A 21,743-nucleotide genomic window follows, 5' to 3' on the forward strand; every position below is an offset into this window, starting at 1 on the left:
CATGGCGGACGACGCTATATCAAGATACCTCTTGTGAGTGAAATAGCAGCTGCGCTGTTGTAAGAAATCTGTCCTCTTCGGCTACGGAACCGATTCGACGGTCAGCCTGTTGGCCTCGATATCCTCGACGACCGCTCCCCAGCCACCGACGGTTCTGGTCTCGCCGTCGACGTCCACCGTGAGTGCGGTTTCGCCCGCCAGCTGCGACAGCGGCGGCTCGCCGTTCGTCGACGTTCCGGCGTACGAGACGTCGACGAGCGTCCCCGTGAACGAGGTCGCCTCCCCGTTCTGTGTGTCGAACCCCTCGACTCGGACCTGAATCGTCGCCCCGTCGTCGAGCAACGGCTCCATCTCGCGAACGAACCGTCGGATGTCGGCGTAGACGAGCGGCGGTTCGGTCGGGCGCGCGTCGAACACCGTCTCCCACACCTCCCAGAGACACGTCTGGAAGTACCAGTGGAAGACGTACGTGAGCGTGTAGTCGTCGACGAGCACGCCGTATCGGTTGACCGAGCGCGCGTGCGGCGTGAAACAGGTCTGGCTCCGGTCGACGAGGACGATGAACGGCGCCGGCAGCCGCCGGTGGCGGACCTCCGTGGCGACTCCCTCGTACGCCCTCGCCTCGGGCAGGGCGTCGGGGGTCGTCTCCGAATCGGTGTGAAGCGAGACGCTGACGACCGCCCCGTTGTCGTACGCCGCCGAGAGCGCGGGCCGAAGCCGCCTGAACTGCTCGGCGGTCGCCGACACCTGCACCTCCGTCTCCGCCTCGCGGACGATGTCGCGGGCGCGGTCGAACACCGTCTCGAAACGCTTGACGATGCTCACCATGTGGTCGTCGACGGCGGGTTGCTCCCACCGCTCCTCGATTTCGGCGGCGGCGGCGGTGAACCGCTCGGCTTTGCCCCGAAGCGAGGTGAGCACGGCCTGCGGTTCGTTCGCGCGGGCGTGGAGACTATCCTGCTCGTACGTCTCGATGTACCCCTTCGCCTCCAGGTCGCGGAGAACGTCGTAGATTCGGGCGGTCGGAACCGAACAGGCGTCGGCGAGTTCGGTAGCGCTGGCCGAACCCAGTCGGAGCAGCGCCGTGTACGCGTCGGCCTGATACTGCGATAGCTCGGCGTCTTCGAGCGCTCGACGTAACTCCGCGGTGTCCATCAGAGTCGAATCGACAACATAACGATTAATAACTGTTCCTTCGTTCCGACCGACCCGTCGTAAAATCGACTTCGCCGTCCGGCGTCGAACGAAGCGCCGGCGTCCGGCCGTTTACTCCTGCGGACTGTAGTTCGGCGCTTCGTCGGTGATCATCACGTCGTGGGGGTGGCCCTCGGTCTGGCCCGCCGAGGAGACGCGGACGAACCGGGCGCGCTCTTTGAACCCGGGGAGCGTCTCCGCGCCGACGTAGCCCATCCCGGACTTCATGCCGCCGACGAGCTGGTGGAGCTCGGAGGCGAGCGTCCCCTTGTACGGGGTGGCGGCCTCGACGCCCTCGGGGACGAACTCCTCGTCCTCGTCGGCGTCTTTGAGATAGCGGTCGCCGCCGCCCGAGCGCATCGCGCCGACGCTGCCCATGCCGCGGTACTGCTTGTACTTCTTGCCGTTCATCGTGATGACGCGGCCGGGCGCCTCCTGGGTCCCCGCGAAGTAGGAACCGAGCATCACCGCGTCCGCACCGGCGGCGATGGCCTTGATGGCGTCGCCGGAGTAGCGAATCCCGCCGTCTGCGATGACCGGGACGTTCTCCCTGCTCGCGACGTCGGCGACTTCGGCGACGGCCGTTATCTGGGGCATCCCCGACCCGGTGACGACCCGGGTCGTACAGATGGAACCCGGCCCGATGCCGACCTTCACGCCGTCGGCGAAGTCGACGACGGCCTCGGCGGCTTCTCGGGTGCCGATGTTGCCGACGACCACGTCGGCGTCGACCTCGGATTTGATGCTACGGGCGCTGTCGATGACGTTGAGGTTGTGCGCGTGCGCGCAGTCGATGAACAGCACGTCCGCGCCCGCCCCGTCGGCGGCGACGGCGCGCTCGGTCTCGAACGGGCCGACGGCGACGCCGCAGACGAGTCGCCCCTCGTCGTCGCGGGCGGCGTGCTCGTGCTCGCGGCGCTGGAGGATGCCCTGCATCGTCACCAGTCCCACGAGGCGGTCGTTCTCGTCGACGATGGGGACGCGCTCGATCTTGTAGTCGTACATCAGTTCGAGCGCGTCGCGGGCGGTCACGTCCTCGCCGGCGGTGATGACCTCGTCGGTCATCGCCTCGCGGACCTCGTCGCTCTCGCCGACTTCGAGGTACGGACGGATGTCGGTGCCGGAGATGATGCCGAGAACGATGTCGTCGTCGTCGACGACGGGCGCGCCGCTGACGCCCTCGGACTCCATCATCGCGTCGACCTCGCGGACGGTCTGACTCGGGTGCGCCGTGACGACGTTCTCGCGGCGGATGACGAGCTCGTCCGCGCGCTTGATGCGTTCGATCTCGGCGACCATCGCCTCGACGGGCATGTTCCGGTGCAGTACACCGAGACCGCCCTCGCGGGCCATCCCGATGGCCATGCCGCTCTCGGTGACGGTGTCCATCGCCGCCGAGAGAACGGGGATGTTGAGTTCGACGTTTTTCGAGACTCGCGTCCCCACGTCTGCGTCGTCGGGTTCGACGCGGCTCTCCATCGGTCGCAGGAGGACGTCGTCGAACGTCAGCGCTTCCGGTACTCGTAGTTTCTCCGAGAACGTGTCGTCGGGAACGTCGTTCGCCATGTAAGGGGTCCCGGCCGTCCGGACAAAAACGTTGCGAGATAGCATCCACTTGCGGATGTTTCTCACTGTAATCGCGAGTACTATACATCCATGTGTATATATTTGGGCGTCACGGCGGACGGTTCGCCGTTCGGTGCAATATTCGCCCGATACGAAGCGGTCCGTCGTGGATACTACAGCAAAACGAGTAACTATTCGTCAAATCGTAGGTTCGACTTATAAATTAGAGTGCGAGTACGCTGCCGTATGCACTCGCTTCCCACACAACACTTAATAGTTCTGTCCGAATTAGTTCAGCCATGAACTCCGAGAGTTCAGCCGCACTGCGCACTGCCGGTCGACCAGACTGCAACTCCGGCACCCTCTTTACAGCGATGTGGCTCACAATTAAATCGGGGTTTGTAGGCGGAGGACGACCGTGGTGGTCCGCGTCCTCGGGCTTGCGCTCGTATCACCGTCTGGCCGAAGGTGACGGCCGTTAGTCTCAGATGAGTGTCTCACAGCACCCGATTGCGCTGCGCTTAGAGCAGCAGGTCGGCGGCGCGACGCGTCTCCTGGCGACCGTGATGGCGCTGCCGCTCGTCGACGGTATCTTCCCCGCGCTCGTGTTAGCGGGGGCGCTGACGACGACGACCGCCAGCGGCGCGACGATGTTCTCACCGGTGGGAATCGTCGAGACGGGGCTTCTCATCTTCGGCGGCTCCGCGACGATGGCGGTCATCCTCGCGGAGATGGACGGGACGCGGCGCGAACAGATACAGTCGGTGCTGCTCTTGGGCGCCGTGTTGATTCCGCTGGCGGCCGTGGAGGCCGCCCTCGCGGGAACCATCGAGAGTCTGCTGAACATCGCCATCTTCGAGCGCTTCGCCGGCGTCGTCATCATCGCTATCGCGGCGAAGACGGCGAGCGCCGAGGTCGGCAAGTATCTGCCGGGGCCGGCGGTCATCATCGGCCTCGGTCTCGTGGCGAGTTTCGACCCCGCCGGCGCGCAGTTGGTCGTCGACCTCGACCCCGTGACCGTGCTCGCGGGCGCGGCCGCCGCAGGCGTCGGCGTCGGTTTCGCGCTCGGCGTCGCCGTCTTCGGCGACCACCTGCGCGGGAAGGTCGACATCGACCTGTTCCGCTTCGGGAGTTCGGTGGCGCTGGCGATGCTGGCGCTGTCGGTGCTCGGCATCATGAACACCCACTACCCAGTCGCGCTCGGCGTGCTCTGCGTGACGGCGGTGTTCTCCTACGACCCCGGGGCGTCCGCCGATTCCGACGCCGCGAAGACGGGCGAGCCGAGCGACTACGACGACCAGCCGCCCACCGGCCGGGTGTCCGACGACCGGCGTTCGGACGGCCGAGTCGCCGACAACCCGGTCGCCGACGGCGGCGACGCCCCGCGGTCGGCGGTCCACGGGGACGACGACCCCGAAGAAGAGTCCGGTCCCGCGTACGGCTACCCCGGCGAGGACGAATCGCGCGCGCCGTGGCTCTGAACGCCGACGATTCGCCGCCCCGTTTCGGCTCCGACGCTACTTCCGCCACCACCAGAACCCGACGTTGACCAACACGCCCGCGGCGAGCAGTCCGAAGTTCACCGGGTTCGAGTTGTAGTAGACGACGTCGATGCCGACGCTCCCCGGAACGAGCGGCCACAGCGGTTCTATCGGCTGTGAGATGTCAGGTGCCGAGAGGATGTCCCCGAACACGTGAGCGGCCCCGCCGACGAACACCGCCAATCCGGCGAACGTCGACGGTCGGTCGAGTGCGTCCGCCGCCCGCGACAGCGACCCTCGGTCGGCCAACCACGGGACGAGCGTTCGACCCAGAAGCGGACCGAGCACGGCACTTACGATACCCACGAACAGAAGCGTGTGGGTGACCCCGTGGTGCTGGACCGTCGCGACCGCCTTGCTCAGGTACAGGTCGATATCAGGTAGCATTCCGAACGGCGTTCCGAGGGCGATGAACGCCACCGCCGACTCGCGGTCGACGAGAAACCACGCCGGTGAGAGTGCCAACAGTGCGATTCCGATGTGTCCGCTGACGTCAACCATAGCGTACAGTTCGCTTCGTAGATTGGTAAATCTCGGGGCCGATGGCGGTGTGTCGACGAAGACAGAGAACTTAGGTGGGTTCGTCGTCTGGGAGACGTATGAGCAATCGCGTCGTTGAAGGCCGGATGGTGACGGCCGAACGACTCGCCGAACTGGTCGAGGGCGAACGCCCGATGGAAGCCGACAGCATCGACGACGCCGACTTCGACTGCCCGGAGTGCGGCGGCAACGTCCTCAGCGTCGGGTACATGCCGAGCGTCACCGAGTTCGTCACCGGCTACAAATGTCAGGACTGCGAGTGGGCCGACGACGACCGGTAACCGAATCGAAACCCCTTTAGTGGTTTTGCGACAATGAGAAGACGAGGGGTCGTGGCCAAGCCCGGCATGGCGACTGACTCCAGAGGCGACGCCCGGGACGAAACTCCAGACTGATATACCGAGCGACCGACTGATCATCGGTTCGCGACGACGACCCTCTGGAGTTCCGAGGCGGACCGGAGATATCAGTCGATCGGGGGTTCAAATCCCTCCGACCCCACTAACTCCTCGCGACACCCACCGTCGAGCAGTGCGTGCGCACTCCCCGAAGGCGGTTTCCGGTAACCATCCGCTCCGACCGGCGCTTCTCGACTGCGGCCGGCCGCTACTCGTCGTGCGACTTCGGCTCTCTGTCGCTCCTCCGAGCGTCGACCAACCGCTGAAGCCACGCGATCTGTTCGTCGCTGATTCCGTCTTCGACGGCGGTGGTCGGCGGACTCCCCAGTTTCAGTTCCCGGCTCAAGTGCTGCGAACCCTCGCTCTGACGAGTCGACTTTCGGAACGGACCGGTCGTGGACATCAAGATACTCGGTGAACTCTCTAATAATAAGCTTTCTCCAAGTTACTACCAAAAACTGCCGAACAGCAGATTATCGGCTCTCGGCCGGCGTCCAGCGCCCGGCGTCGACGCCGAAACTGTGACCCCCGAGAGCGCATCGAAGTTCGCCTCTTCGGGAGGCGTACCGACGTACCGCCGCAGTCGACAGTCGTCCGTTCGACGGGGAGAACGCGGAGCCGAGTCCGAGCCCCTCCTACCACTGAATCCGCAATCACAAAAAAGAAGGTTTACATACGGAGACACGTAGGCGTCCCCATGGACGGGAGAGAGCGGCGATGAGCGACCGACCCAGAGGCGAACCGTACAGGTACACCGGACCGTGCCCGGTCGACGGCTGTGACGAACAGTTCGTCGCCGTGGGCGTCCCGAACCTCCGACAGCACGTCCGCGAGGTACACGGTCCGCTCGCCGTCCACGAGCAGGTCCCGGAACTCGAACTCGTCTCGGGCACCGACGCGCAACGCCGCCACCGCGAGCGGAAGTAGCACGCCCGACCGCCGCTCTCCGCCGCCACCGCTCGCGGACTACTGCTCTCCGCCGCCGTTCTCCGCCGCCGCTCGTCCTTCGCTCTTCGACATCGACCGCGGTCTCCCGACGACCGTCCTACCGTCGTCTCACCGACGCAGCCGTTCGGCACGACCCGGCCGGCGCCGAGTCGAACCGGCCACTCAGACCGAATCCGAACCGACGAGCGAGTCGAGAAACGCCGCGACGCGCGCGCCCGTCTCTGCCCACGTCGGGTGCGCTCCGTACGTCGCCAACGCCGCCAACCCCATCCGCGCGAGGCGTTCGCGGTTCCGACACAGCGGGGCGACGGCGTCCGTCACCTCCGTCGGGTCGGTGGGGTCGACCAGATAGCCGTTCGTTCTGTCGGCGACGAGTTCGCTCGCGCCGCCGGAGGCGGACGCGACGACCGGGAGTCCGAACCCCATCGCTTCGACGTAGGCGATGCCGAACCCCTCGTACGTCGAGGGCATCGCGAACAGGTGGCTTCGCTCGTACAGCGCCGCCAGTTCCGCGTCCGCGAGTCGGCCGGTGAAACGGACGCGGTCGGCCAGCCCCGCCCGGTCGACGGCGGCGCGGAGTTCTTCGACGTACTCGGGGTCTCCGGTGAGACTCCCGGCGACGACGAGTTCCCAGCGTTGGCGGACTCGCGCCAACCCCGCCAGGAGCGTCTCCACGTTCTTGCGTCTCGTGACGTTGCCGACGCAGACGACGCGAAGCGGGCCGTCGCGTGCGCGCTCTCGGACGCGAGCGGCGGTGACCGTCGTCCCGAAGCGGTCGCCCGCCGGGTAGGCGACGACCGACGGTTCGGTAGTCCCGGCCGAGCCGTCGCCGACGAGCGTCGAGACGGCCCGGCGCGTCGTCTCGCTGTTGCAGACGAACGCGTCGACCGACCGGAGATACGCCCGTTCGAGACGCCGAACGAGCGCGTTTCGCCACGTCGGGCGCGTCTCGTCGACGCGGAGGTGGTGGACGACGGCGACGACCGGTACGTCGACGCCGAGTCGACGGTTGAACCACGCCAGCGACGGGTGGCAGAGCTCGTCCTGTAGCAGGACGTCGAGGTCGGCAGCGCGGATTCGGCGCGACAGCGAGGTGTCGACGTTGTCCGCCAGAGAGGGGAGATATCCGCGCTCTGGTAGCGAGAACACGACGACGTCGTCGCCGCGTTCGCGCAGGTGGTCGACGAGCCGGCGGTCGTAGAGAAAGCCCCCGGAGCGTTCGTCGAGGTCGCCGTAGACGAGGAGGCCGACGCGCATTCAGAGCGCCGTCTCGTACGCCGCCGCTGCCTCCTCGTCCTCCCACGCCGTCACGCGGACCCGTTCGGGGCCGTCGAGCGTCGCCTCGTCGACGACCGCCTCGCAGAGAACCCGCGCGAGTCGCTCGACGCTCGGATTCTCCTCCTCGAACTCCGGGAGATCGTTCAGCGTCGCGTCGCGGTACCGCTCGACGACCGGCGACAGCGCCGCCTTCACGTCGTCGATGTCGACGAGGTAGCCGTACTCGCTCAGCGTCGGGCCCTCGAACCGGAGTTCGACGTCGAAGCGGTGCGAGTGCAACTCGCCCTCCGGGCCGGGGTCGGGGACCGTCAGGAAGTGCTGGGCGATGAACGACCGGCGGACGGTTACCGAGTACATACTCTCGTTACGGGTCGCGGTACGTAAAGAGGATACCCACGGCGGCTTCGGCGTTCGAGTCGAGCAACTCGTATGCGCGTTCGGCGTCGTCGACGGGAACGCGGTGCGTGAGCAGGCGCTCGACGTCGAGTTCCGCGAGGTAGTCCCACGCGACGTCGAGGCGTCGGTCGCTGTCCCATCGGCCGCGAAGCGACGGGTCGAGCGTGCTCACCTGGCTGTTTTCGAGTCGGATTCGACTGCGGTGAAACCGCCCGCCCAGGTCGAGCGTCGCCGGTTTCGTCCCGTACCACGACCCGACGACGACGCGGCCGTCGTACCCCGTCGCGCCGACGGCGGCGTCGAGCGCGGCGGGGTTTCCCGACAGCTCGAACGTCAGGTCCGCGCCGTCGCCGGCGCGTCCGCGCGCACCGCCGTCCGGTGGCCCCGACGGGTCGAATCGCTCGCCGACCTCCTCGGGGGCGATGCTCTCGTCGGCGCCGAACTCTCTGGATAGCTGCCGTCGTTCGCCGATCTCGTCGACGGTGACGAGTTCGCCGAGCGGAAACGACGAGAGCACGGCCGTCGTCAACAGACCGACCAGTCCCTGTCCGAAGACAGCGACTCGCTCGCCGACCATCGGTCGGCCGTCCATCGCGAAGTTGACCGCGCTCTCGACGTTCGGCAGCAGCGCCGCCGTCGCCATCGAGCAGTCGTCGGGCACCGCGTGGAGTTCGCTCGGCGAGGCGCAGAAGTGGCTCTCGTGGGGACGAAACGCGAACACGCGCCGGCCCGTCCACGCCTCGTCGACGTCGGCGCCGACGGCGGCGACGGTACCGACGGCCGCGTAACCGTACCGGAGCGGGTAGTCGAGCGAGCCGTCGAGCGCGCTGATGGTCTCGTCGGCTTTCAGCTCTCTGGGGGCGTCTCCGCGGTAGATGAGCAGTTCCGTCCCCGGGCTGACAGCCGAGTACGTCGTCTCGACGAGCACCTCGTCGGAGTCGGGCGTCGGAATCTCGGACTCCGCGACGCGGACTTCGCGCGGTGCGGCGAACGTCACGGAGCGTGCGGGCATGGTCAGTCGTCGCCGACGTGCGCCGGTGCGGCCGCGAACTCGACGTCGGTGCCGCGGTGCCGACAGTCTTCGAGCGCGTGCTTGGCCGCGAAGCCGGCGACGTGGGCGCTCTCGCCCGCGCCGACGCCGACCTTCAGTTCGACGCCGACCTCCGACTCGACGTGTTCGATGGCGCTTCGGTACTCGCTCTCCGACAGCGAGGGGCAGACGGAGATGATGTTGTCGCCGCCGACGAAGAAGGAAAGCGCGCCGTGCGCCTCGCGCATGTGGCGCATCAGGCTGGCGTAGCCCTGCTCGATGTGGATGAACGAGTCGAACTCGTTGAGGCGGTCGGTGTACTTGCCGGTAGCGTCGTTGACGTCGAAGTGGGCGATGTTGAGGTCGTCAGTGCCCGAGGAGGCGCGGAACTCGCCGCCGAGCACCTCGCGGCGGTCGCCGTCCTGGGCGCTGCCGGCGAGCTGAATCTCCTCGGTCGCCCGTTCGAGGGCCTCGACGGGCACCTCGTCGACGCCGACGCCGAGGCTCAAGGTGACTGGATAGCGGTTCCGAATCGACTCCTGCATGAGCTCGTGGTCGGCGCGGTCGAGGCCGTTGGTCACCGCGACCATGTTGTCGAAGCGCGTGAAGAAGGCGTAGCCGTCGCGGCTGCCGACGAACTGCGCGAGGTCCGCAAAGAGGCGAGACTGCAGCGTCTGGAGGTCCATCTCCCGTCTCGGTTCGGGGGTGACCGTCCAGGGTCCGTAGTTGTCTATCTGGATGAGCGTCAACTGCGTGTTCGTCACGGTGTCCGATAGAGGGGTTGGGAGTACATTGTTCTTTGGTTCGGCTCCGACTCTCGCCGTGAAAACGCCCCGCACGGGGACGGATGCGACCGAACGCCGTTCGTCGGCGGCGGTGCGACCGTTCGGCCACCGCCGGGTTCAACATCGCGGACGGCGTACGAGGGACGATGGAGTTTCGCGGGGCAGTACTCGACGTCGACGGGACGGTTCTCAGGGGTAACGAGCGGATACCGGGAGCGACGAGCGGACTCGACGCCCTGCGTCGGGCGGGCGTCGACCGCGTCTTCTTCTCGAACAACCCGACGAAAGCGCCCTCGGCGTACGCCGAGCGCTTCGCGGGCGCCGGCGTCGACGTCGGCCCCGACGAGGTGCTCACCTCGGGGACGGCGACGACGGCGTACCTCGAAGCCGAGCACGCGAACGACTCGCTGTTCGTCGTGGGCGAGACCGGTCTCACGGCGCAGTTCGAGGGCGCGGGGTTGACCGTCACGGCCGACCCGACGGCCGCCGACGCCGTCGTCGTCTCTATCGACCGCGGGTTCCACTACGACGACCTCGTGGCGGCGATGGTCGCGCTCGAAGACGAGTCGGTTCCGTTCCTGAGCACCGACCCCGACATGACCATCCCGGCGGTCGACCGCGACCTGCCGGGGTCGGGCGCGATGACCCACGCCGTCGCGGGCGTCGCCGGTCGCTCGCCCGACGCGACGCTCGGTAAACCCTCCGCGCACGCCCGCCGGTTGGCCCTCGAACGCCTCGGTCACGACGCCGAGCGGTGTCTCGTCGTCGGCGACAGACTCGACACCGACATCGCACTGGGCGCGTCGGCGGGGATGACGACGGTGCTCGTGAAGACCGGAATCGCCGACGACCGCGCGCTGGCCGAGTCGGCGGTCGAACCCGACTACGTCCTCGACTCCTTCGCCGACATCGAGCGGGTCGTCGGCGACCGGTAGCCGGACTTATCGGAACCGCGACCGGTTCGCCCCGACGAAACGTTATCTCCCTGCGTGAATCACTCTCACACGCCATGTCAGGCAAGAAACTGCTCATGATAGTCGGCGACTTCGGCGAGGACCTCGAGATAATGGTGCCGTTCCAGGCCCTGCAGATGATCGGTCACGAAGTCGACGCCGTCTGCCCCGAGAAGGAGGCCGGCGACCGGATCAAGACCGCCGTCCACGACTTCCGCGGCGACCAGACGTATCTGGAGGAGCGCGGCCACGACTTCACGCTCAACGCGACGTTCGACGACGTCGACCCCGCGGAGTACGACGGCCTCGTCGTCCCCGGCGGGCGCGCGCCCGAGTACCTCCGAACGTACGACGCGGTCCTCGACTACGTCCGCCACTTCTTCGAGGAGGGAAAGCCCGTCGCGTCGCTCTGTCACGGCCCCCAAATCTTGGCCGCGGCGGGCGTCCTCGACGGCTACGAGATGACCTCCTACCCCGCCGTTCGCGCCGAGTGCGAGGCCGCCGGGTGCGCGTGGGTCGACGAGGTGACCACCGACGGCAACCTCGTCACCGGACACGACTGGTCGGACCACCCCGAGTGGCTCTCGCAGTTCCTCGACGTGCTCGGGACGACAGTCGACCACGAGTCCGCGTCCGTCGCGGCCGACGACTGAGTCGACCGCCGAACATTCGTGGTCCGTGAGAACACCCCTCGCAATTTTGTACGGGAACGACGAACGGGGGGTATGGAAGGCGACGACAGTCCCTACCGCTTCCGCGACGAGCGGACTCAGAGCCCCGTGTACGACCCCGAAGAGCGCGAGACGGTCATCGTCGACGGACAGGCGATGAGCTATCGAAGCTACCGTCGACAGTAGCGACTCTCCGCCCTCCAGTTCCGGAAAAATCGGCGTTTACGAGCGCGCGCTCAGAACGCGCCGTCGTTGACCGCGACGTCGGCGTGAAGTTCCTCGCGGAGCGCCGCGTGGACGTGGCAGATGTCCTCTGCGCGCGAGACGACTTCGTCGACCTCGTCGCCGAGGTCGGCCTCGACGTAGATGTCGAAGCGAATCGCCGTGAGGTCGTCGTCGCCGTCGAGGTCGGCCTCGGCGTCGATCTGGAGTTTGCCGAGGTCGTCGAAGCCGCGCTGGGAGCCGCCGACGCGGAACGCGGGGAGGAAACACGACGCGTAGTCCGCGACGAGAACCGAGTTCGGGTCCGGTCCCTGCTCGTTGGTGGCGTCGATGGAGAGTTCGAAGTCACCGACTTCGCTGGTGCTCGCGTAGCCCTCTTCGCTGACTGTCGTCGTCTGGATGTCCGTCATACGTACCGAACGTGGAACTGGAACGTCCTAAAGATTGCTTCATCGGCGACCAACTGATACCCCGCTCCGCCGGAAAATACTCGCTCGTTCTCGCTAACGGTTCGGCGGTTCTCGCCGGGAAATATCGCCGGCGGACCGGCACCGGTCGGACCGGTACCGGGCGGGGGCGACGTGACGACGCGACGACCCGGACCCGGCCGTCGCGCGTTAGTCCGACCCGCCCTCGATGGTCGTCTCCGCGTGGAGGCTCTCCTTGAGCGCGTCGTGGACCTTACAGAGCTCGAAGGCGCGCTCGAGGATCTCATCGCCCTGGTCGTCTTCGAGCGCCGGTTCGACGCGGACGTCGAAGGCGACCGACTCGAGTTTGTCGTCGTCGTTCAACTCCCCAGTCACGTCGATCTCGATGCGCCCGAGGTCGTCGACGCCCCGCTGGCGCCCGCCGACGCGGAGCGCCGGGACGAAGCAGGACGCGTACGCCGCGAGCAGGCTCTCGAGCGTGTCGGGGGCGTCCTCGCCGTTCGAGTCGATATCCACCTCGAACTCCCGTATCTGACTGGTCGCGCTGTACCCTTCCTCGGAAACGGTGTGTACCTCTTTCGCCATGCATCTCTCTCAACCACTGCCGTTCACAAAAATGGTCGTTTTAGCGGGGTGAAAGACGCGAAATCCGGACAGTCGCGAACGCCGACCTTCCCGGCGGTTCAGTACCCCTCTTCGAGGGTGAACGACTCGTCGGCTTCGGGGACGACGACTTCGGCGTCGGACCCCGTCGCCTCCACTTCGCGCCGGAAGTCGTCGGTGTCCTGTTCGATGGGCGGGAACGTGTCGTAGTGCATCGGGTACGCATAGTCGACGTCGAGCCAGTCGGCGGCGATGGCGGCCTGCCACGGACCCATCGTGAAGTGGTCGCCGATAGGCAGCGCCGCGGCGTCGGGTTCGAGGTACGGGCCGATGACCTCGCGCATCTCGGTCATCAGGCCGGTGTCGCCCGCGTGGTAGAAGGTGGTCGACTCGTCGTCGGACACCTGCGTCGGCTTGGTGTCGGAGATGACGAACCCGCCCGGCATCCCGACGTCATACTCGTAGCCGGTGTTGACGCCGTTGGTGTGGTCGGCGCGGTGCATCGTCACGTAGGCGTCGCCGCACTCGACGGTGCCGCCGATGTTCATCCCCATGCCGCCGACGGCGTCCTCGAAGCCCATCTCCTCTTTCGCGTAGGAGACGAGCTCCGGCACCGCGACGAGCGTCGCGTCGGAGAACTCGCCGGCGTGGCCGATGTGGTCGGCGTGGCCGTGAGTGAGGAGCACGTAGTCGGGGTCGTCGACGTCCGACGGGTCGAGCGACGTCTTCGGGTTGTCGAAGAACGGGTCGATGAGCAGGTCGGTGTCGCCGACGGTGACGTACCACGTCGAATGTCCGTGCCAGGTGAGTTCCATAGCGTGCCGTTCTACGGAGCAGTTACGCATAAAAATACGTCCGGCGGTCGGACTCGCTGGCGACAAAACGATGAAAAAGGAACGCCGGCGCCGCGGTCCGACGCTCCGGCCGACGAGTCGCAGACTCGCTCCGCCGGGCGCTACAGAACTCGCAGGTCTCGCGGCGTCTCGGTCAGCACTTCCGCTCCGTCTTCGGTCAACAACACGTCGTCTTCGATTCTGACGCCGCCGACGCCGTCGACGTAGACGCCCGGCTCGACGGTGAACGCGTTGCCGACGGTGAGCGTCGCGTCGTTACCTTCGACCAGGTACGGCGGCTCGTGACCCTCCAACCCGAGGCCGTGGCCGAGTCGGTGGGGGAAGTAGTCGCCGTAGCCGGCGTCGTCGACGACCTGCCGTGCGGCGCGGTCGAGTTCCTGATACTCGACGCCCTCGGCGACGGCCTCGCGCCCGGCGCGAGCCGCCTCGCGGACGACCTCGTAGATGTCGCGGCACTCCTCGCCGGGGTCGCCGACGGCGACGGTGCGGGTGATGTCCGAGAAGTAGCCGTCGACGCGGATGTAGAAGTCGATCATCACGAGGTCGCCCTCCTCGATTTCCGTGTCGCCGGTGTTCGCGTGCGGGAAGGCGGTACGTTCGCCGGCGGTGACGATGCCGCCCGCGTAGCCGTCGGCGTCGCTGTCGATGACACGCTTTTCGATGGCTCGCTCCACGTCGCGTTCGGTCGTGCCGACTTCGATGTCCTCGAACGTCTCCTGCAGCACTCGGTCGCTGATGCGCGCCGCCTTCCGCATCGAGTCGCGTTCGGACTCGTCCTTTCTGGCCCGGAGCGCCGCCGCGGCGGGTTCGAGGTCGCGTATCGACTTGGGGTCGTGGTAGTCGGTGAGGAGGGTGTACTCCAGCACCCGGGTCGACCGAAACTCGACGGCGGCTTCGCCCGACAACGCCCTGTCGGCGGCGAGCCGGTCGAACGCCTCGCTCGCCGCCTGCGTCGGGTCCGTCGCGTCGCCGTACGTGTAGAACGGCACGTCGTCGCCGAGTACGTCGGCGGCGCGGTCGGTCTCCAGTTCCGGGAGGACGGCCGCCGGTCCCGCCTCCCGCGAGAGCACGAGCAGCGTCGGTCGCTCGCTCTGGTGCATCGACAGCCCCGAGAGATAGCGAAGCGTCTCGCTGGGGGCGACGTACACCGTCTCGACCGACTCGGGGAGTTCCTCGAACAGCGCCGACCGCCGGTCGGCGTATCTATCTGTCATTGGTGAGCGAGACGCACGACGCTTACTAAGTGTATGGCTTTCGGTGACCGACTACGGATTCTCGTCGGTCACCTCGACGACGACGGCACCGTCGACGTACTCCTCGTCGCCGCCCTTGCGGAGTTGCATCCTCTCCGTGAGGGGCGCACCGTACACCCGCCTCGACCCCGTCGCGGCGTAAGTCAGTTCACGGAAGCGGGTGGTCCCCTTCTCGGTCATAAACTTTCGAGGTCTCGTCCCGACCGACGGCCCCGTCTGTAGGCCGGCGGACTCCCGTCGTCGTCCCCGCCTCTCGTCCGGTGTAAGCACCCTTAAGACCCGCCACAAACACGTACCGAACATGGAACCACGGGACCTCTCCGCGAACTCACCGTACGTCCCCGGCCGGGGAATCGAGGAGGTCGCCCGCGAACTCGGTCTCGACCCCGACGACCTCGTGAAACTCTCGTCGAACGAGAACCCCCACGGGCCGAGTCCCGACGCGGTCGACGCCGTCGAAGCGGCCGCGCCGGACCTCGACGTCTACCCGACCGCCTCCCACGCCGACCTCACGGAGAAACTGGCGTCGAAGTGGGACGTGGCCGCCGAACAGGTGTGGGTCAGCCCCGGCGCCGACGGCGCCATCGACTACCTCCACCGCGCGATGCTCGACCCGGGCGACGGGATTCTCGTCCCCGAACCCGGCTTCGCCTACTACTCGATGAGCGCGCGGTACGTCCACGGGGGTTCGTCCACCTACGGTCTCTCGAAGGGCGACGACTTCGCGCAGACCGCCGAGAACGTCCTCGACGCGTACGACGGCGAGCGCGTCGTCTACCTCACCTCGCCGCACAACCCGACCGGGTCGGAGTTCCCCCGCGAGGAACTCGTTTCGCTTCTCGCGGCCGTCGACGACCACACGCTCGTCGTCGTCGACGAAGCCTACGGCGAGTACGCCGACCAGCCAAGCGCGGTCGGCTTGCTCGGCGACCACGACAATCTCGCCGTCCTCCGCACGTTCTCGAAAGCGTACGGTCTCGCCGGCCTCCGTATCGGCTACGCCGTCGTGCCCGAGACGTGGGGCGACGCCTACGCCCGAGTCAACACGCCGTTCGCGGCGAACGAACTCGCCTGCCGCGCGGCGCTCGCCGCGCTCGACGACGGCGACCACGTCGAGAAGAGCGTCGAGAGCGCACGCTGGGCGCGCGAATACCTGTACGAGAACCTCGACGCGCCGACGTGGGAGAGCGCGGGCAACTTCGTGCTCGCCGAGGTCGGTGACGGAACCGCCGTCGCAGACGCCTGCCAGCGAGAGGGCGTCATCGTCCGCGACTGTTCGAGTTTCGGACTCCCCGCCTGCATCCGCATCTCCTGCGGTACCGAGGAGCAGACGAAACGCGCGGTGGAGACGCTCAACCGCGTTCTGACCGAGGCCAAAGCATGAGAGTCGCCGTCACCGGCACGCCCGGCACCGGGAAGACGAGCGCCACGGCGCTGCTCGAAGACGAGTTCGCCGTCGCCCACCTCAACGACGAGGTGCGCGACCGGGAGTTCTGGACCGAACGCGACGAGGAGCGCGACTCGCTCGTCGTCGACGTCCAGAAGGTGGCGACGTGGGTCGACGAGGAGTACGGCGAAGCGGGCGACTTTGACGACGACGGCGGCGACGTGACTGTCGTCGAGTCCCACCTCGCGCACCTCCTGCCCGCAGACCGCGTCGTCGTCCTCCGCTGTCGGCCGGACGTGCTCGAATCTCGCCTCCTCGACCGTGGCGAAAACGAGGCGAAAGCCGCGGAGAACCGAGAGAGCGAAGCGCTCGACGTGATTCTCGCCGAAGCGGTCGAAGAGAACGGCGTCGACTCCGTGTACGAAATCGAGACGACAGACCGGTCGCCGGCGGCCGTCGCCGAGGCGATTCGCGCCGTCGTCGCCGGCGACCGCGAGCCGTCGGCCGGCACGGTCGACTACCTGGAGTATCTATGACGCTCGACCAACTGCGCCCCGTCGCCGACCGGCTGCTCGACCCGCTCGTGACGGGCGCGAACAAGTTGGGACTGACACCGGACGGCGTGAGCGTCATCGCCTTCGGCTTCGCCGTCGCCGCCGGCGGGGCGTTCTGGGTCGCGTCGCCGGACGCGACCGTCTGGTACGTTCTGGGTGCGTTCTTCGTCTTCGTCAACGGCTGGCTCGACCTGCTGGACGGCGCGCTCGCCCGCGAACAGGGCGTCGCCTCCTCGGGCGGCGACCTCCTGGACCACGTTCTCGACCGATACGCCGACATCGCCGTGTTGGTCGGTCTGGCGGCCGGAATCGGTCGCTACGGCCTCGGTCTCGCGGCCGTGACGGGCGTGTTGATGACTTCCTACCTCGGGACGCAGATTCAGGCGGTCGGCCTCGGTCGCCAGTACGGCGGCCTGCTGGGTCGCGCGGACCGACTCGCGCTCGTCGGCGTCGTCGGCGTCGTCGCCGCGGTCGTCCCCGGACCGCTCGTCGCCGGTCTCTCGCTGGTCGGGTTGCTGCTCGTGCTGTTCGCCGTCGTCGGTCACTTCACCGCGCTCCAGCGCTTCTGGGGCGCGTGGTCGGACCTGAACTGAGCCGGGCGTCGACACCGCCGTCGTGTATTTTATACCACGTCGTCGTCTACGGGGCGTATGCCACAGTGCGAGATGTGTGGTGCCGAGCAGGCATCGCTCACAACCACGAAAGTCGAAGGTGCCGAACTCGAACTCTGTGAGAACTGCAAAGGGTTCGGGACCGAGGTCCGCACTGAATCCACCAGTTCCGCCTCGACGAAGTACTCCACCTCGTCGAGCGGGAAATCGGACGCTTCGTCCAGTTCCTCCTCGTCCTCGTCCTCGTCGTCCGGGGGGTCTCGCCGTCGCCGGCGCGACATGTTCGACGATATGGACGAGATCGCCGGCGACTACGACGACCGAATCCGGGAGGCCCGCGAGGCCGAGGGTCTCAGCCAGGAGGACCTCGCCAAGCGACTCAACGAGAAGGCGAGTCTCATCCGCAAACTCGAACGCGGCGACATCCTCCCCAGCGACGCCGTGCGGAACAAGCTGGAGCGCAAACTCGACATCTCGCTCACCGAGGGCGGGAACACCGACGACGCGGACTGGTCCGGCGGCGGGTCGACGACGACGACGCTCGGTGACGTCGTCAAACGGAAAGACTGAGTCGAGTTACCGGTTGTGGCGGTGGCCGACGACGAGCGCTACCAGGTTCAACAGCAGTAAGGCGAGAAACCAGGTTCCCCGCTCTCCTTGGAGTCCGGGTTTCGTGACGACGAGTCCGATGAGAACCACCGGTATCACCACCGCCGTCCAGAACGCGACTCTCCGTACGACGGGCCCGAGCGTCTCCAGCGCCTCCAGTACCTCTTCGACCTGCGGCGAACTCCCCGTGCTCATCGTCTTCCTCCCGACATACTCTCACGTAGGACGGGGGCGAATATAGCTATAGCTCGCCTACTCGCTGTAAGTCGTGGATACCGCCACCGGTAGCTCGAACCGTCCCCCGACGCAGCACCGAAGCCGGCGTTCGCTCGGTTTCGGGAAGACGAACCTATTTGCCGCCCCCGACGCCTCTTATCGGTATGTTCATCCTGGTGAACCTGAAGGCGTATCCGTGCGACCCAGTCGAAGTAGCGTCGGCCGCCCGCGACGTCGCCGACGACTCCGGCGTCCGCATCGCCGTCGCGCCGCAGGCGGCGCACCTCTCGCGCGTCGCCGAGACCGACGTGGAGACGTGGGCCCAGCACGTCAGCCCCGTCGAGTACGGCAGCCACACCGGCAGTACGCTCGCGGAGGCCGTCGCCGAGGCCGGCGCGACGGGCACGCTCCTCAACCACTCGGAGAACCGCCTCAAACTCGCCGACATCGACGCGTCGATGCAGGCCGCCGAGCGCACGAGCCTCGACACTATCGTCTGCGCGAACAACCCCGAACAGTCCGGTGCCGTCGCGGCGCTCGGCCCGGACGCCGTCGCCGTCGAACCGCCGGAGCTCATCGGCGGCGACGTCTCGGTCAGCAGCGCCGACCCCGACATCGTCCGCGACGCCGTCGACGCGGTGAACGCCGTCGACGACGGCGTCGACCTGTTCTGCGGCGCGGGCGTCTCGACGGGCGACGACGTGACCGCCGCCGCAGAGTTGGGTGCGGAGGGTATCCTCCTCGCCAGCGGCGTCGCCAAGGCCGAGGACCCACGGGCGGCGCTCGAAGACCTCGTCTCGGAACTGTAAGGGCCGCCTAGACGGGACCGCCGCCCGACAACGTCCGGTTATCGGCGGTCGGACCGGCGGAGAGTCGAGAGCGAATCGGTCACCGGTCGGAAACGGGCCAGCCACCCGACGACGGTCACTCGATTATCTCGGCGTCGTCGGACGGCGTCGTCTCCCCCTCGGCCGCCGTTTCGACGCCGTCGGACGCTTCGGCTTCGTCGTCTGAGACCCCGTCCTGTACCGCCTCGGACTCTTCGGACTCCGCATAGTTCTCGACGATTTCAGCGTTCTCGAGTTCGTGTCCGACGACTCCCGGCGTCGTTCCGTTGGCCGTCGAGGCAGTCGACTCCGCTGACTCCGCCGGCTCCGCCGACTCCGACGGTTCGTCGTCTCGCCGGGTGTCCGCTTCGTCGGTCGCGTTCTCGGTTGTCGTCGTCGCAGGGTCCGAAGCCGATTCGAGGGGTCCGTCGGCGTTGCCGTCCCCGCCGACTCGACCGACCGAGAGGTCCGAGAACGACGATTCGACGGCAGCGACGGTCGCCGCGAACTCGCCCTCGGCGAGTCTGTCGGCGTACTCGTCGCGGACGAGTTCGGGGAGCGTGTACCGGTACCGACCGCGGCCGACGTGCTCGATGAACCCCGCCTTTCGGAGCGCTCGGTTCCGGCCGTAGGCGAGCTGCTGGTCGCCGGAGTGGCCTGCGCCGACGTGGGCGTCGACGGGCGTGCTCAGGTCCTTCGCCCTGTAGTACGCGAGCATCTCGCGGGTCACGTCGTCGAGCGATTCGACGACCTCCCGGAGTTCGTCGACGATGGCGCGCCGAGAGCCGCCGGACGGCCTGCCGTCACCGTCTCGGGTCGCGTCTTCGCTTGGAGCCGGTGCCGTCGATGCCTCCGACGCGGGTTCGTCGGGTCGACCGTCGGCTCCGTCTCCCTCGGTCGCTTCTGCGACACTCGCTTTCGTCTCGTTCGTTGCGGACGTTTCCGCCGCCGTCGCGTCCCGCTGACCGTTCTGCGTCGCGGCCCCGGAGTCGACCGGACCGACCATCGCCGGCGTCTCGTCGGATTCGTACTCGCCGAGCGCCGCTTGCGCGTGCTCGGGCCGAGCGAAGTTCCGACCGTCGCCGCCGCGGTACGGCGCTTCTGCTTTCTGGAGCAGCGCCTGCGCGAACTGGTCGGCCATCCGACTCAGGTCCTGCGCCTCCTCCAGTTCCTGCTTGAGCCGCCGAATCTCGGCGTCCTTCTTCTCTAGCTCCTGTCTGAGGTCGGCGATGGTGCTCTCTTTCTGGGCCTCCTCGTCGGAGATGTCGCGCAGTTCCGAGACGAGGTCGCCGCTGACGGATTTGAGCTCCGGGCGTTCGAAGTCGTCGAGGCCGGGCGTCGCCCCCGCGTCGAACGTCTGCTTGCGGCGGAACTGGACCCGGCGGAGCGTCTCGCTCCAGTCGGTCATCATGAACGCCTCGCCGTCGTTCATGCTCTCGATGGCGTCGGCGTACTCCTTGCCGAGAATGCGACCGACGACTTTCGTGTCGTTACCCCACGTGAGACGATGCCACACCAGCCAGTCGCACTGGGTGATGTAGTCCTTCTTCACGTCGGCGGGGCGCTGGCTGATGCCGACGATTCCTAACCCGTGTTTCCGCCCGCGCTTGCCGATCTTGATGAGCATCTTCCCCGCTTCGCCCATCCCGCCCTTCTCCGGGATGTACTCGTGGCACTCCTCGACGAGCATCAGGAAGGGCTTCTTCAGTTTCTTCTCCTTGGCGAACAGCTGTCGCGCCGTCTGCAACAGCATCTCCTCGGCGTCGTTCTCGTCGAGGTAGCCCGACACGTCGAGGATGATGGGGACGTTCTGTTCGAGCGCGAGCGTCGCTATCTTCTCGGCGTGCTCGGGGCTGACGACGATGTCGCACTCCTCGTCGGCGCCGGCGTGGAGAATCTCGTACTCCTCCTTCAGCCCGTAGTACTCGCCGTCGGTGTCGACGATGAGGACGGGGAACTGCGAGTCGAGCAGTTTCTCGATGACGACGCTCGCGGTGTTCGACTTCCCGGACCCCGACTTGCCGGTGATGAAGCCGCGTCCGGTGAGAATCTCGACCGCTGGAAGGCGGACGGTCGTTCCCGGTTCGGCGTCGTCGGTCCCGCCCGGTCCGTCGCTCACGTCCGCGACGGTGATGGTTTCTACGTCCGTCATGTTGGTCGTTGGTGGCTACCTCAGAGGCGGACCCTATAGTTCCTGCTGTCGTACCCCCTCTCGGACGCGGCGACCGTATCCCGTTTCAGGGCTGCGTCGACGCCCGTTCGACCGTCTGCAACGAGAACCCCCACCCGGTCGCGCGCCGCTCGTGGTCGTCGAAGACGAACTCGCCGCTCGTGAGCGACCCGCCGTCGATTCGGGCGGTGCGCTCCGTTCGCTGCGTCGCTCCGTTGGCGAGGCGAAGCGTCGCCTCGAACGCGATGTCGACGGCGAACTCGTGGTCGTTTCTGATGACGTAGTTGATGGACACCTCCTCGCCGGGCTCGTCGCCGACGCCCGTCGAGGTCGTGTGTACGTCTATCTTCTCGCGGAGGTTCTCCGGTTCCGACGTCGGCTGGGACGTTGCGGGTTCCTCTGTCGTCGTCGCGGTTGTCGTCGTCGGTTCGTCGTCGGCGCTGTCCGCCTCCGTTTCAGTCTCTCCGTCGTCGACCGACTCACCGGACGACTGTCCGGCTCTCTCGGTCTGCGAGGACGACGCCGCGGGCGTCTCCCCGCTTCTCTCGTCGACGGGGGCGTCGGTATCGTTCGCCCCGTTCGTGCCGTTCGCCCCATTCGTACCGTTCGCACCGTCCGCGTCGTCGCCGCTGCTCAGAAACACGAACGACGCCGCTGTCCACCCGACGGTGGTTCCCGCGACTAGACCGAGGATCCCCCGTCGCTTCAT

General features: G+C 67.1%; 27 protein-coding genes and 1 tRNA gene. 12 read left to right on the forward strand and 16 right to left on the reverse strand.

The features are described 5' to 3' along the window. Window positions 1–81: 81 nt before the first annotated feature. Both FCF25_RS12995 and guaB read right to left on the reverse strand, forming a co-directional pair. The gene (locus FCF25_RS12995) at window positions 82–1,155 is read right to left on the reverse strand and encodes a TrmB family transcriptional regulator (RefSeq protein ID WP_137048980.1); all 1,074 of its coding nucleotides are present in this window, start codon (window positions 1,153–1,155) and stop codon (window positions 82–84) included. 111 nt (window positions 1,156–1,266) lie between these two features. Beyond that, complete coding sequence (gene guaB, locus FCF25_RS13000; protein WP_137048981.1) at window positions 1,267–2,760, reverse strand: IMP dehydrogenase; 1,494 nt, start codon at window positions 2,758–2,760, stop codon at window positions 1,267–1,269. Window positions 2,761–3,248: 488 nt separating this feature from the next. Between guaB and FCF25_RS13010 the strand changes: the two genes are divergently transcribed. Beyond that, entirely contained in the window at window positions 3,249–4,241 is a 993-nt protein-coding gene (locus FCF25_RS13010; protein WP_137048982.1) for a DUF5794 domain-containing protein, read from the forward strand. A 36-nt stretch (window positions 4,242–4,277) separates the two neighbouring features. On the opposite strand, the gene FCF25_RS13015 is transcribed toward FCF25_RS13010, so the two are convergent. After that, entirely contained in the window at window positions 4,278–4,802 is a 525-nt protein-coding gene (locus FCF25_RS13015; RefSeq protein WP_117591491.1) for a metal-dependent hydrolase, read from the reverse strand. 98 nt (window positions 4,803–4,900) lie between these two features. On the opposite strand from FCF25_RS13015, the gene FCF25_RS13020 reads away from it, so the two are divergent. Continuing rightward, a complete protein-coding gene (locus FCF25_RS13020; protein WP_117591489.1) occupies window positions 4,901–5,122 on the forward strand; it encodes a DUF5795 family protein in 222 nt (73 codons plus the stop codon). A 45-nt stretch (window positions 5,123–5,167) separates the two neighbouring features. Next, window positions 5,168–5,342: transfer RNA gene (locus FCF25_RS15700), tRNA-Trp, on the forward strand. 105 nt (window positions 5,343–5,447) lie between these two features. On the opposite strand, the gene FCF25_RS13025 is transcribed toward FCF25_RS15700, so the two are convergent. Then, a complete protein-coding gene (locus FCF25_RS13025) occupies window positions 5,448–5,642 on the reverse strand; it encodes a hypothetical protein (RefSeq protein ID WP_137048983.1) in 195 nt (64 codons plus the stop codon). 314 nt (window positions 5,643–5,956) lie between these two features. On the opposite strand from FCF25_RS13025, the gene FCF25_RS13030 reads away from it, so the two are divergent. Next, window positions 5,957–6,166, forward strand: coding sequence for a hypothetical protein (locus tag FCF25_RS13030; RefSeq protein ID WP_117591485.1), 210 nt, complete (start codon window positions 5,957–5,959; stop codon window positions 6,164–6,166). Window positions 6,167–6,349: 183 nt separating this feature from the next. Here the strand turns inward: FCF25_RS13030 and FCF25_RS13035 are convergent, their stop codons facing one another. The 4 genes from FCF25_RS13035 to FCF25_RS13050 are packed head-to-tail and all read right to left on the reverse strand — an operon-like array spanning window position 6,350 to window position 9,655. Next, window positions 6,350–7,444 (reverse strand): glycosyltransferase family 4 protein, encoded by a 1,095-nt coding sequence (locus tag FCF25_RS13035; RefSeq protein WP_137048984.1) that lies wholly within the window; start codon window positions 7,442–7,444, stop codon window positions 6,350–6,352. After that, the gene (locus FCF25_RS13040) at window positions 7,445–7,822 is read right to left on the reverse strand and encodes a 6-carboxytetrahydropterin synthase (protein WP_137048985.1); all 378 of its coding nucleotides are present in this window, start codon (window positions 7,820–7,822) and stop codon (window positions 7,445–7,447) included. A gap of 7 nt (window positions 7,823–7,829) precedes the next feature. Next, window positions 7,830–8,873, reverse strand: coding sequence for a zinc-binding alcohol dehydrogenase (locus tag FCF25_RS13045; protein WP_137048986.1), 1,044 nt, complete (start codon window positions 8,871–8,873; stop codon window positions 7,830–7,832). A 2-nt stretch (window positions 8,874–8,875) separates the two neighbouring features. Continuing rightward, window positions 8,876–9,655, reverse strand: a complete 780-nt coding sequence (locus FCF25_RS13050; protein ID WP_117591477.1) for a GTP cyclohydrolase III — start codon at window positions 9,653–9,655, stop codon at window positions 8,876–8,878. Between the two features lie 167 nt (window positions 9,656–9,822). On the opposite strand from FCF25_RS13050, the gene FCF25_RS13055 reads away from it, so the two are divergent. The 3 genes from FCF25_RS13055 to FCF25_RS15945 all read left to right on the forward strand — a co-directional run bounded on the left by FCF25_RS13055 (window position 9,823) and on the right by FCF25_RS15945 (window position 11,486). Further along, window positions 9,823–10,611 carry an HAD-IIA family hydrolase gene (locus FCF25_RS13055; RefSeq protein WP_137048987.1) on the forward strand — a complete coding sequence of 263 codons (789 nt, stop codon included), beginning with the start codon at window positions 9,823–9,825 and terminating at the stop codon, window positions 10,609–10,611. Window positions 10,612–10,685: 74 nt separating this feature from the next. Continuing rightward, window positions 10,686–11,282 carry a DJ-1/PfpI family protein gene (locus FCF25_RS13060; protein WP_117591473.1) on the forward strand — a complete coding sequence of 199 codons (597 nt, stop codon included), beginning with the start codon at window positions 10,686–10,688 and terminating at the stop codon, window positions 11,280–11,282. Window positions 11,283–11,354: 72 nt separating this feature from the next. Then, window positions 11,355–11,486: a hypothetical protein gene (locus FCF25_RS15945; protein ID WP_256360025.1), complete on the forward strand. Its 132-nt coding sequence runs from the start codon at window positions 11,355–11,357 to the stop codon at window positions 11,484–11,486. A gap of 50 nt (window positions 11,487–11,536) precedes the next feature. Here FCF25_RS15945 and FCF25_RS13065 read toward each other — a convergent pair whose 3' ends face one another. The 5 genes from FCF25_RS13065 to FCF25_RS15705 form a co-directional block, all read right to left on the reverse strand. Continuing rightward, window positions 11,537–11,932, reverse strand: coding sequence for an OsmC family protein (locus tag FCF25_RS13065; RefSeq protein WP_117591471.1), 396 nt, complete (start codon window positions 11,930–11,932; stop codon window positions 11,537–11,539). Window positions 11,933–12,139: 207 nt separating this feature from the next. Then, window positions 12,140–12,535, reverse strand: coding sequence for an OsmC family protein (locus tag FCF25_RS13070; protein ID WP_137048988.1), 396 nt, complete (start codon window positions 12,533–12,535; stop codon window positions 12,140–12,142). A 98-nt stretch (window positions 12,536–12,633) separates the two neighbouring features. Then, window positions 12,634–13,368: a metal-dependent hydrolase gene (locus FCF25_RS13075; protein ID WP_117591467.1), complete on the reverse strand. Its 735-nt coding sequence runs from the start codon at window positions 13,366–13,368 to the stop codon at window positions 12,634–12,636. Window positions 13,369–13,508: 140 nt separating this feature from the next. Further along, window positions 13,509–14,621, reverse strand: a complete 1,113-nt coding sequence (locus tag FCF25_RS13080; protein ID WP_137048989.1) for a Xaa-Pro peptidase family protein — start codon at window positions 14,619–14,621, stop codon at window positions 13,509–13,511. 51 nt (window positions 14,622–14,672) lie between these two features. Further along, complete coding sequence (locus FCF25_RS15705; RefSeq protein ID WP_168191258.1) at window positions 14,673–14,840, reverse strand: hypothetical protein; 168 nt, start codon at window positions 14,838–14,840, stop codon at window positions 14,673–14,675. Window positions 14,841–14,961: 121 nt separating this feature from the next. Here FCF25_RS15705 and hisC point away from each other — a divergent pair, with 121 nt between their 5' ends. The 4 genes from hisC to FCF25_RS13100 are packed head-to-tail and all read left to right on the forward strand — an operon-like array spanning window position 14,962 to window position 17,782. After that, window positions 14,962–16,044 carry a histidinol-phosphate transaminase gene (gene hisC, locus FCF25_RS13085; RefSeq protein WP_137048990.1) on the forward strand — a complete coding sequence of 361 codons (1,083 nt, stop codon included), beginning with the start codon at window positions 14,962–14,964 and terminating at the stop codon, window positions 16,042–16,044. Further along, window positions 16,041–16,583: an adenylate kinase family protein gene (locus tag FCF25_RS13090; RefSeq protein WP_137048991.1), complete on the forward strand. Its 543-nt coding sequence runs from the start codon at window positions 16,041–16,043 to the stop codon at window positions 16,581–16,583. Before hisC ends, FCF25_RS13090 begins: the two co-directional genes overlap by 4 nt. Next, entirely contained in the window at window positions 16,580–17,194 is a 615-nt protein-coding gene (locus FCF25_RS13095) for a CDP-alcohol phosphatidyltransferase family protein (RefSeq protein ID WP_137048992.1), read from the forward strand. Before FCF25_RS13090 ends, FCF25_RS13095 begins: the two co-directional genes overlap by 4 nt. 57 nt (window positions 17,195–17,251) lie before the next feature. Then, window positions 17,252–17,782 carry a multiprotein bridging factor aMBF1 gene (locus FCF25_RS13100; RefSeq protein ID WP_137048993.1) on the forward strand — a complete coding sequence of 177 codons (531 nt, stop codon included), beginning with the start codon at window positions 17,252–17,254 and terminating at the stop codon, window positions 17,780–17,782. Window positions 17,783–17,788: 6 nt separating this feature from the next. Here FCF25_RS13100 and FCF25_RS13105 read toward each other — a convergent pair whose 3' ends face one another. Further along, window positions 17,789–18,016, reverse strand: a complete 228-nt coding sequence (locus FCF25_RS13105) for a hypothetical protein (RefSeq protein ID WP_117591455.1) — start codon at window positions 18,014–18,016, stop codon at window positions 17,789–17,791. 185 nt (window positions 18,017–18,201) lie between these two features. On the opposite strand from FCF25_RS13105, the gene tpiA reads away from it, so the two are divergent. Continuing rightward, window positions 18,202–18,846 carry a triose-phosphate isomerase gene (gene tpiA, locus FCF25_RS13110; protein ID WP_137048994.1) on the forward strand — a complete coding sequence of 215 codons (645 nt, stop codon included), beginning with the start codon at window positions 18,202–18,204 and terminating at the stop codon, window positions 18,844–18,846. A gap of 115 nt (window positions 18,847–18,961) precedes the next feature. Here tpiA and FCF25_RS13115 read toward each other — a convergent pair whose 3' ends face one another. Then, a complete protein-coding gene (locus FCF25_RS13115) occupies window positions 18,962–21,016 on the reverse strand; it encodes a helicase HerA domain-containing protein (RefSeq protein WP_137048995.1) in 2,055 nt (684 codons plus the stop codon). Between the two features lie 85 nt (window positions 21,017–21,101). After that, a complete protein-coding gene (locus FCF25_RS13120) occupies window positions 21,102–21,743 on the reverse strand; it encodes a hypothetical protein (RefSeq protein ID WP_137048996.1) in 642 nt (213 codons plus the stop codon).

Source organism: Haloprofundus sp. MHR1 (genome assembly GCF_005155585.1).
Taxonomy (GTDB): domain Archaea; phylum Halobacteriota; class Halobacteria; order Halobacteriales; family Haloferacaceae; genus Haloprofundus; species Haloprofundus halophilus.

Excerpts from the sequence above, each read along its gene's own strand:
- FCF25_RS12995 (WP_137048980.1), bottom strand. The coding sequence starts at position 1,155 with ATGGACACCGCGGAGTTACGTCGAGCGCTCGAAGACGCCGAGCTATCG.
- guaB (WP_137048981.1), bottom strand. The coding sequence starts at position 2,760 with ATGGCGAACGACGTTCCCGACGACACGTTCTCGGAGAAACTACGAGTA.
- FCF25_RS13010 (WP_137048982.1), top strand. The coding sequence starts at position 3,249 with ATGAGTGTCTCACAGCACCCGATTGCGCTGCGCTTAGAGCAGCAGGTC.
- FCF25_RS13015 (WP_117591491.1), bottom strand. The coding sequence starts at position 4,802 with ATGGTTGACGTCAGCGGACACATCGGAATCGCACTGTTGGCACTCTCA.
- FCF25_RS13020 (WP_117591489.1), top strand. The coding sequence starts at position 4,901 with ATGAGCAATCGCGTCGTTGAAGGCCGGATGGTGACGGCCGAACGACTC.
- FCF25_RS13025 (WP_137048983.1), bottom strand. The coding sequence starts at position 5,642 with ATGTCCACGACCGGTCCGTTCCGAAAGTCGACTCGTCAGAGCGAGGGT.
- FCF25_RS13030 (WP_117591485.1), top strand. The coding sequence starts at position 5,957 with ATGAGCGACCGACCCAGAGGCGAACCGTACAGGTACACCGGACCGTGC.
- FCF25_RS13035 (WP_137048984.1), bottom strand. The coding sequence starts at position 7,444 with ATGCGCGTCGGCCTCCTCGTCTACGGCGACCTCGACGAACGCTCCGGG.
- FCF25_RS13040 (WP_137048985.1), bottom strand. The coding sequence starts at position 7,822 with ATGTACTCGGTAACCGTCCGCCGGTCGTTCATCGCCCAGCACTTCCTG.
- FCF25_RS13045 (WP_137048986.1), bottom strand. The coding sequence starts at position 8,873 with ATGCCCGCACGCTCCGTGACGTTCGCCGCACCGCGCGAAGTCCGCGTC.
- FCF25_RS13055 (WP_137048987.1), top strand. The coding sequence starts at position 9,823 with ATGGAGTTTCGCGGGGCAGTACTCGACGTCGACGGGACGGTTCTCAGG.
- FCF25_RS13060 (WP_117591473.1), top strand. The coding sequence starts at position 10,686 with ATGTCAGGCAAGAAACTGCTCATGATAGTCGGCGACTTCGGCGAGGAC.
- FCF25_RS15945 (WP_256360025.1), top strand. The coding sequence starts at position 11,355 with ATGGAAGGCGACGACAGTCCCTACCGCTTCCGCGACGAGCGGACTCAG.
- FCF25_RS13065 (WP_117591471.1), bottom strand. The coding sequence starts at position 11,932 with ATGACGGACATCCAGACGACGACAGTCAGCGAAGAGGGCTACGCGAGC.
- FCF25_RS13070 (WP_137048988.1), bottom strand. The coding sequence starts at position 12,535 with ATGGCGAAAGAGGTACACACCGTTTCCGAGGAAGGGTACAGCGCGACC.
- FCF25_RS13075 (WP_117591467.1), bottom strand. The coding sequence starts at position 13,368 with ATGGAACTCACCTGGCACGGACATTCGACGTGGTACGTCACCGTCGGC.
- FCF25_RS13080 (WP_137048989.1), bottom strand. The coding sequence starts at position 14,621 with ATGACAGATAGATACGCCGACCGGCGGTCGGCGCTGTTCGAGGAACTC.
- FCF25_RS15705 (WP_168191258.1), bottom strand. The coding sequence starts at position 14,840 with ATGACCGAGAAGGGGACCACCCGCTTCCGTGAACTGACTTACGCCGCG.
- hisC (WP_137048990.1), top strand. The coding sequence starts at position 14,962 with ATGGAACCACGGGACCTCTCCGCGAACTCACCGTACGTCCCCGGCCGG.
- FCF25_RS13090 (WP_137048991.1), top strand. The coding sequence starts at position 16,041 with ATGAGAGTCGCCGTCACCGGCACGCCCGGCACCGGGAAGACGAGCGCC.
- FCF25_RS13095 (WP_137048992.1), top strand. The coding sequence starts at position 16,580 with ATGACGCTCGACCAACTGCGCCCCGTCGCCGACCGGCTGCTCGACCCG.
- FCF25_RS13100 (WP_137048993.1), top strand. The coding sequence starts at position 17,252 with ATGCCACAGTGCGAGATGTGTGGTGCCGAGCAGGCATCGCTCACAACC.
- FCF25_RS13105 (WP_117591455.1), bottom strand. The coding sequence starts at position 18,016 with ATGAGCACGGGGAGTTCGCCGCAGGTCGAAGAGGTACTGGAGGCGCTG.
- tpiA (WP_137048994.1), top strand. The coding sequence starts at position 18,202 with ATGTTCATCCTGGTGAACCTGAAGGCGTATCCGTGCGACCCAGTCGAA.
- FCF25_RS13115 (WP_137048995.1), bottom strand. The coding sequence starts at position 21,016 with ATGACGGACGTAGAAACCATCACCGTCGCGGACGTGAGCGACGGACCG.
- FCF25_RS13120 (WP_137048996.1), bottom strand. The coding sequence starts at position 21,743 with ATGAAGCGACGGGGGATCCTCGGTCTAGTCGCGGGAACCACCGTCGGG.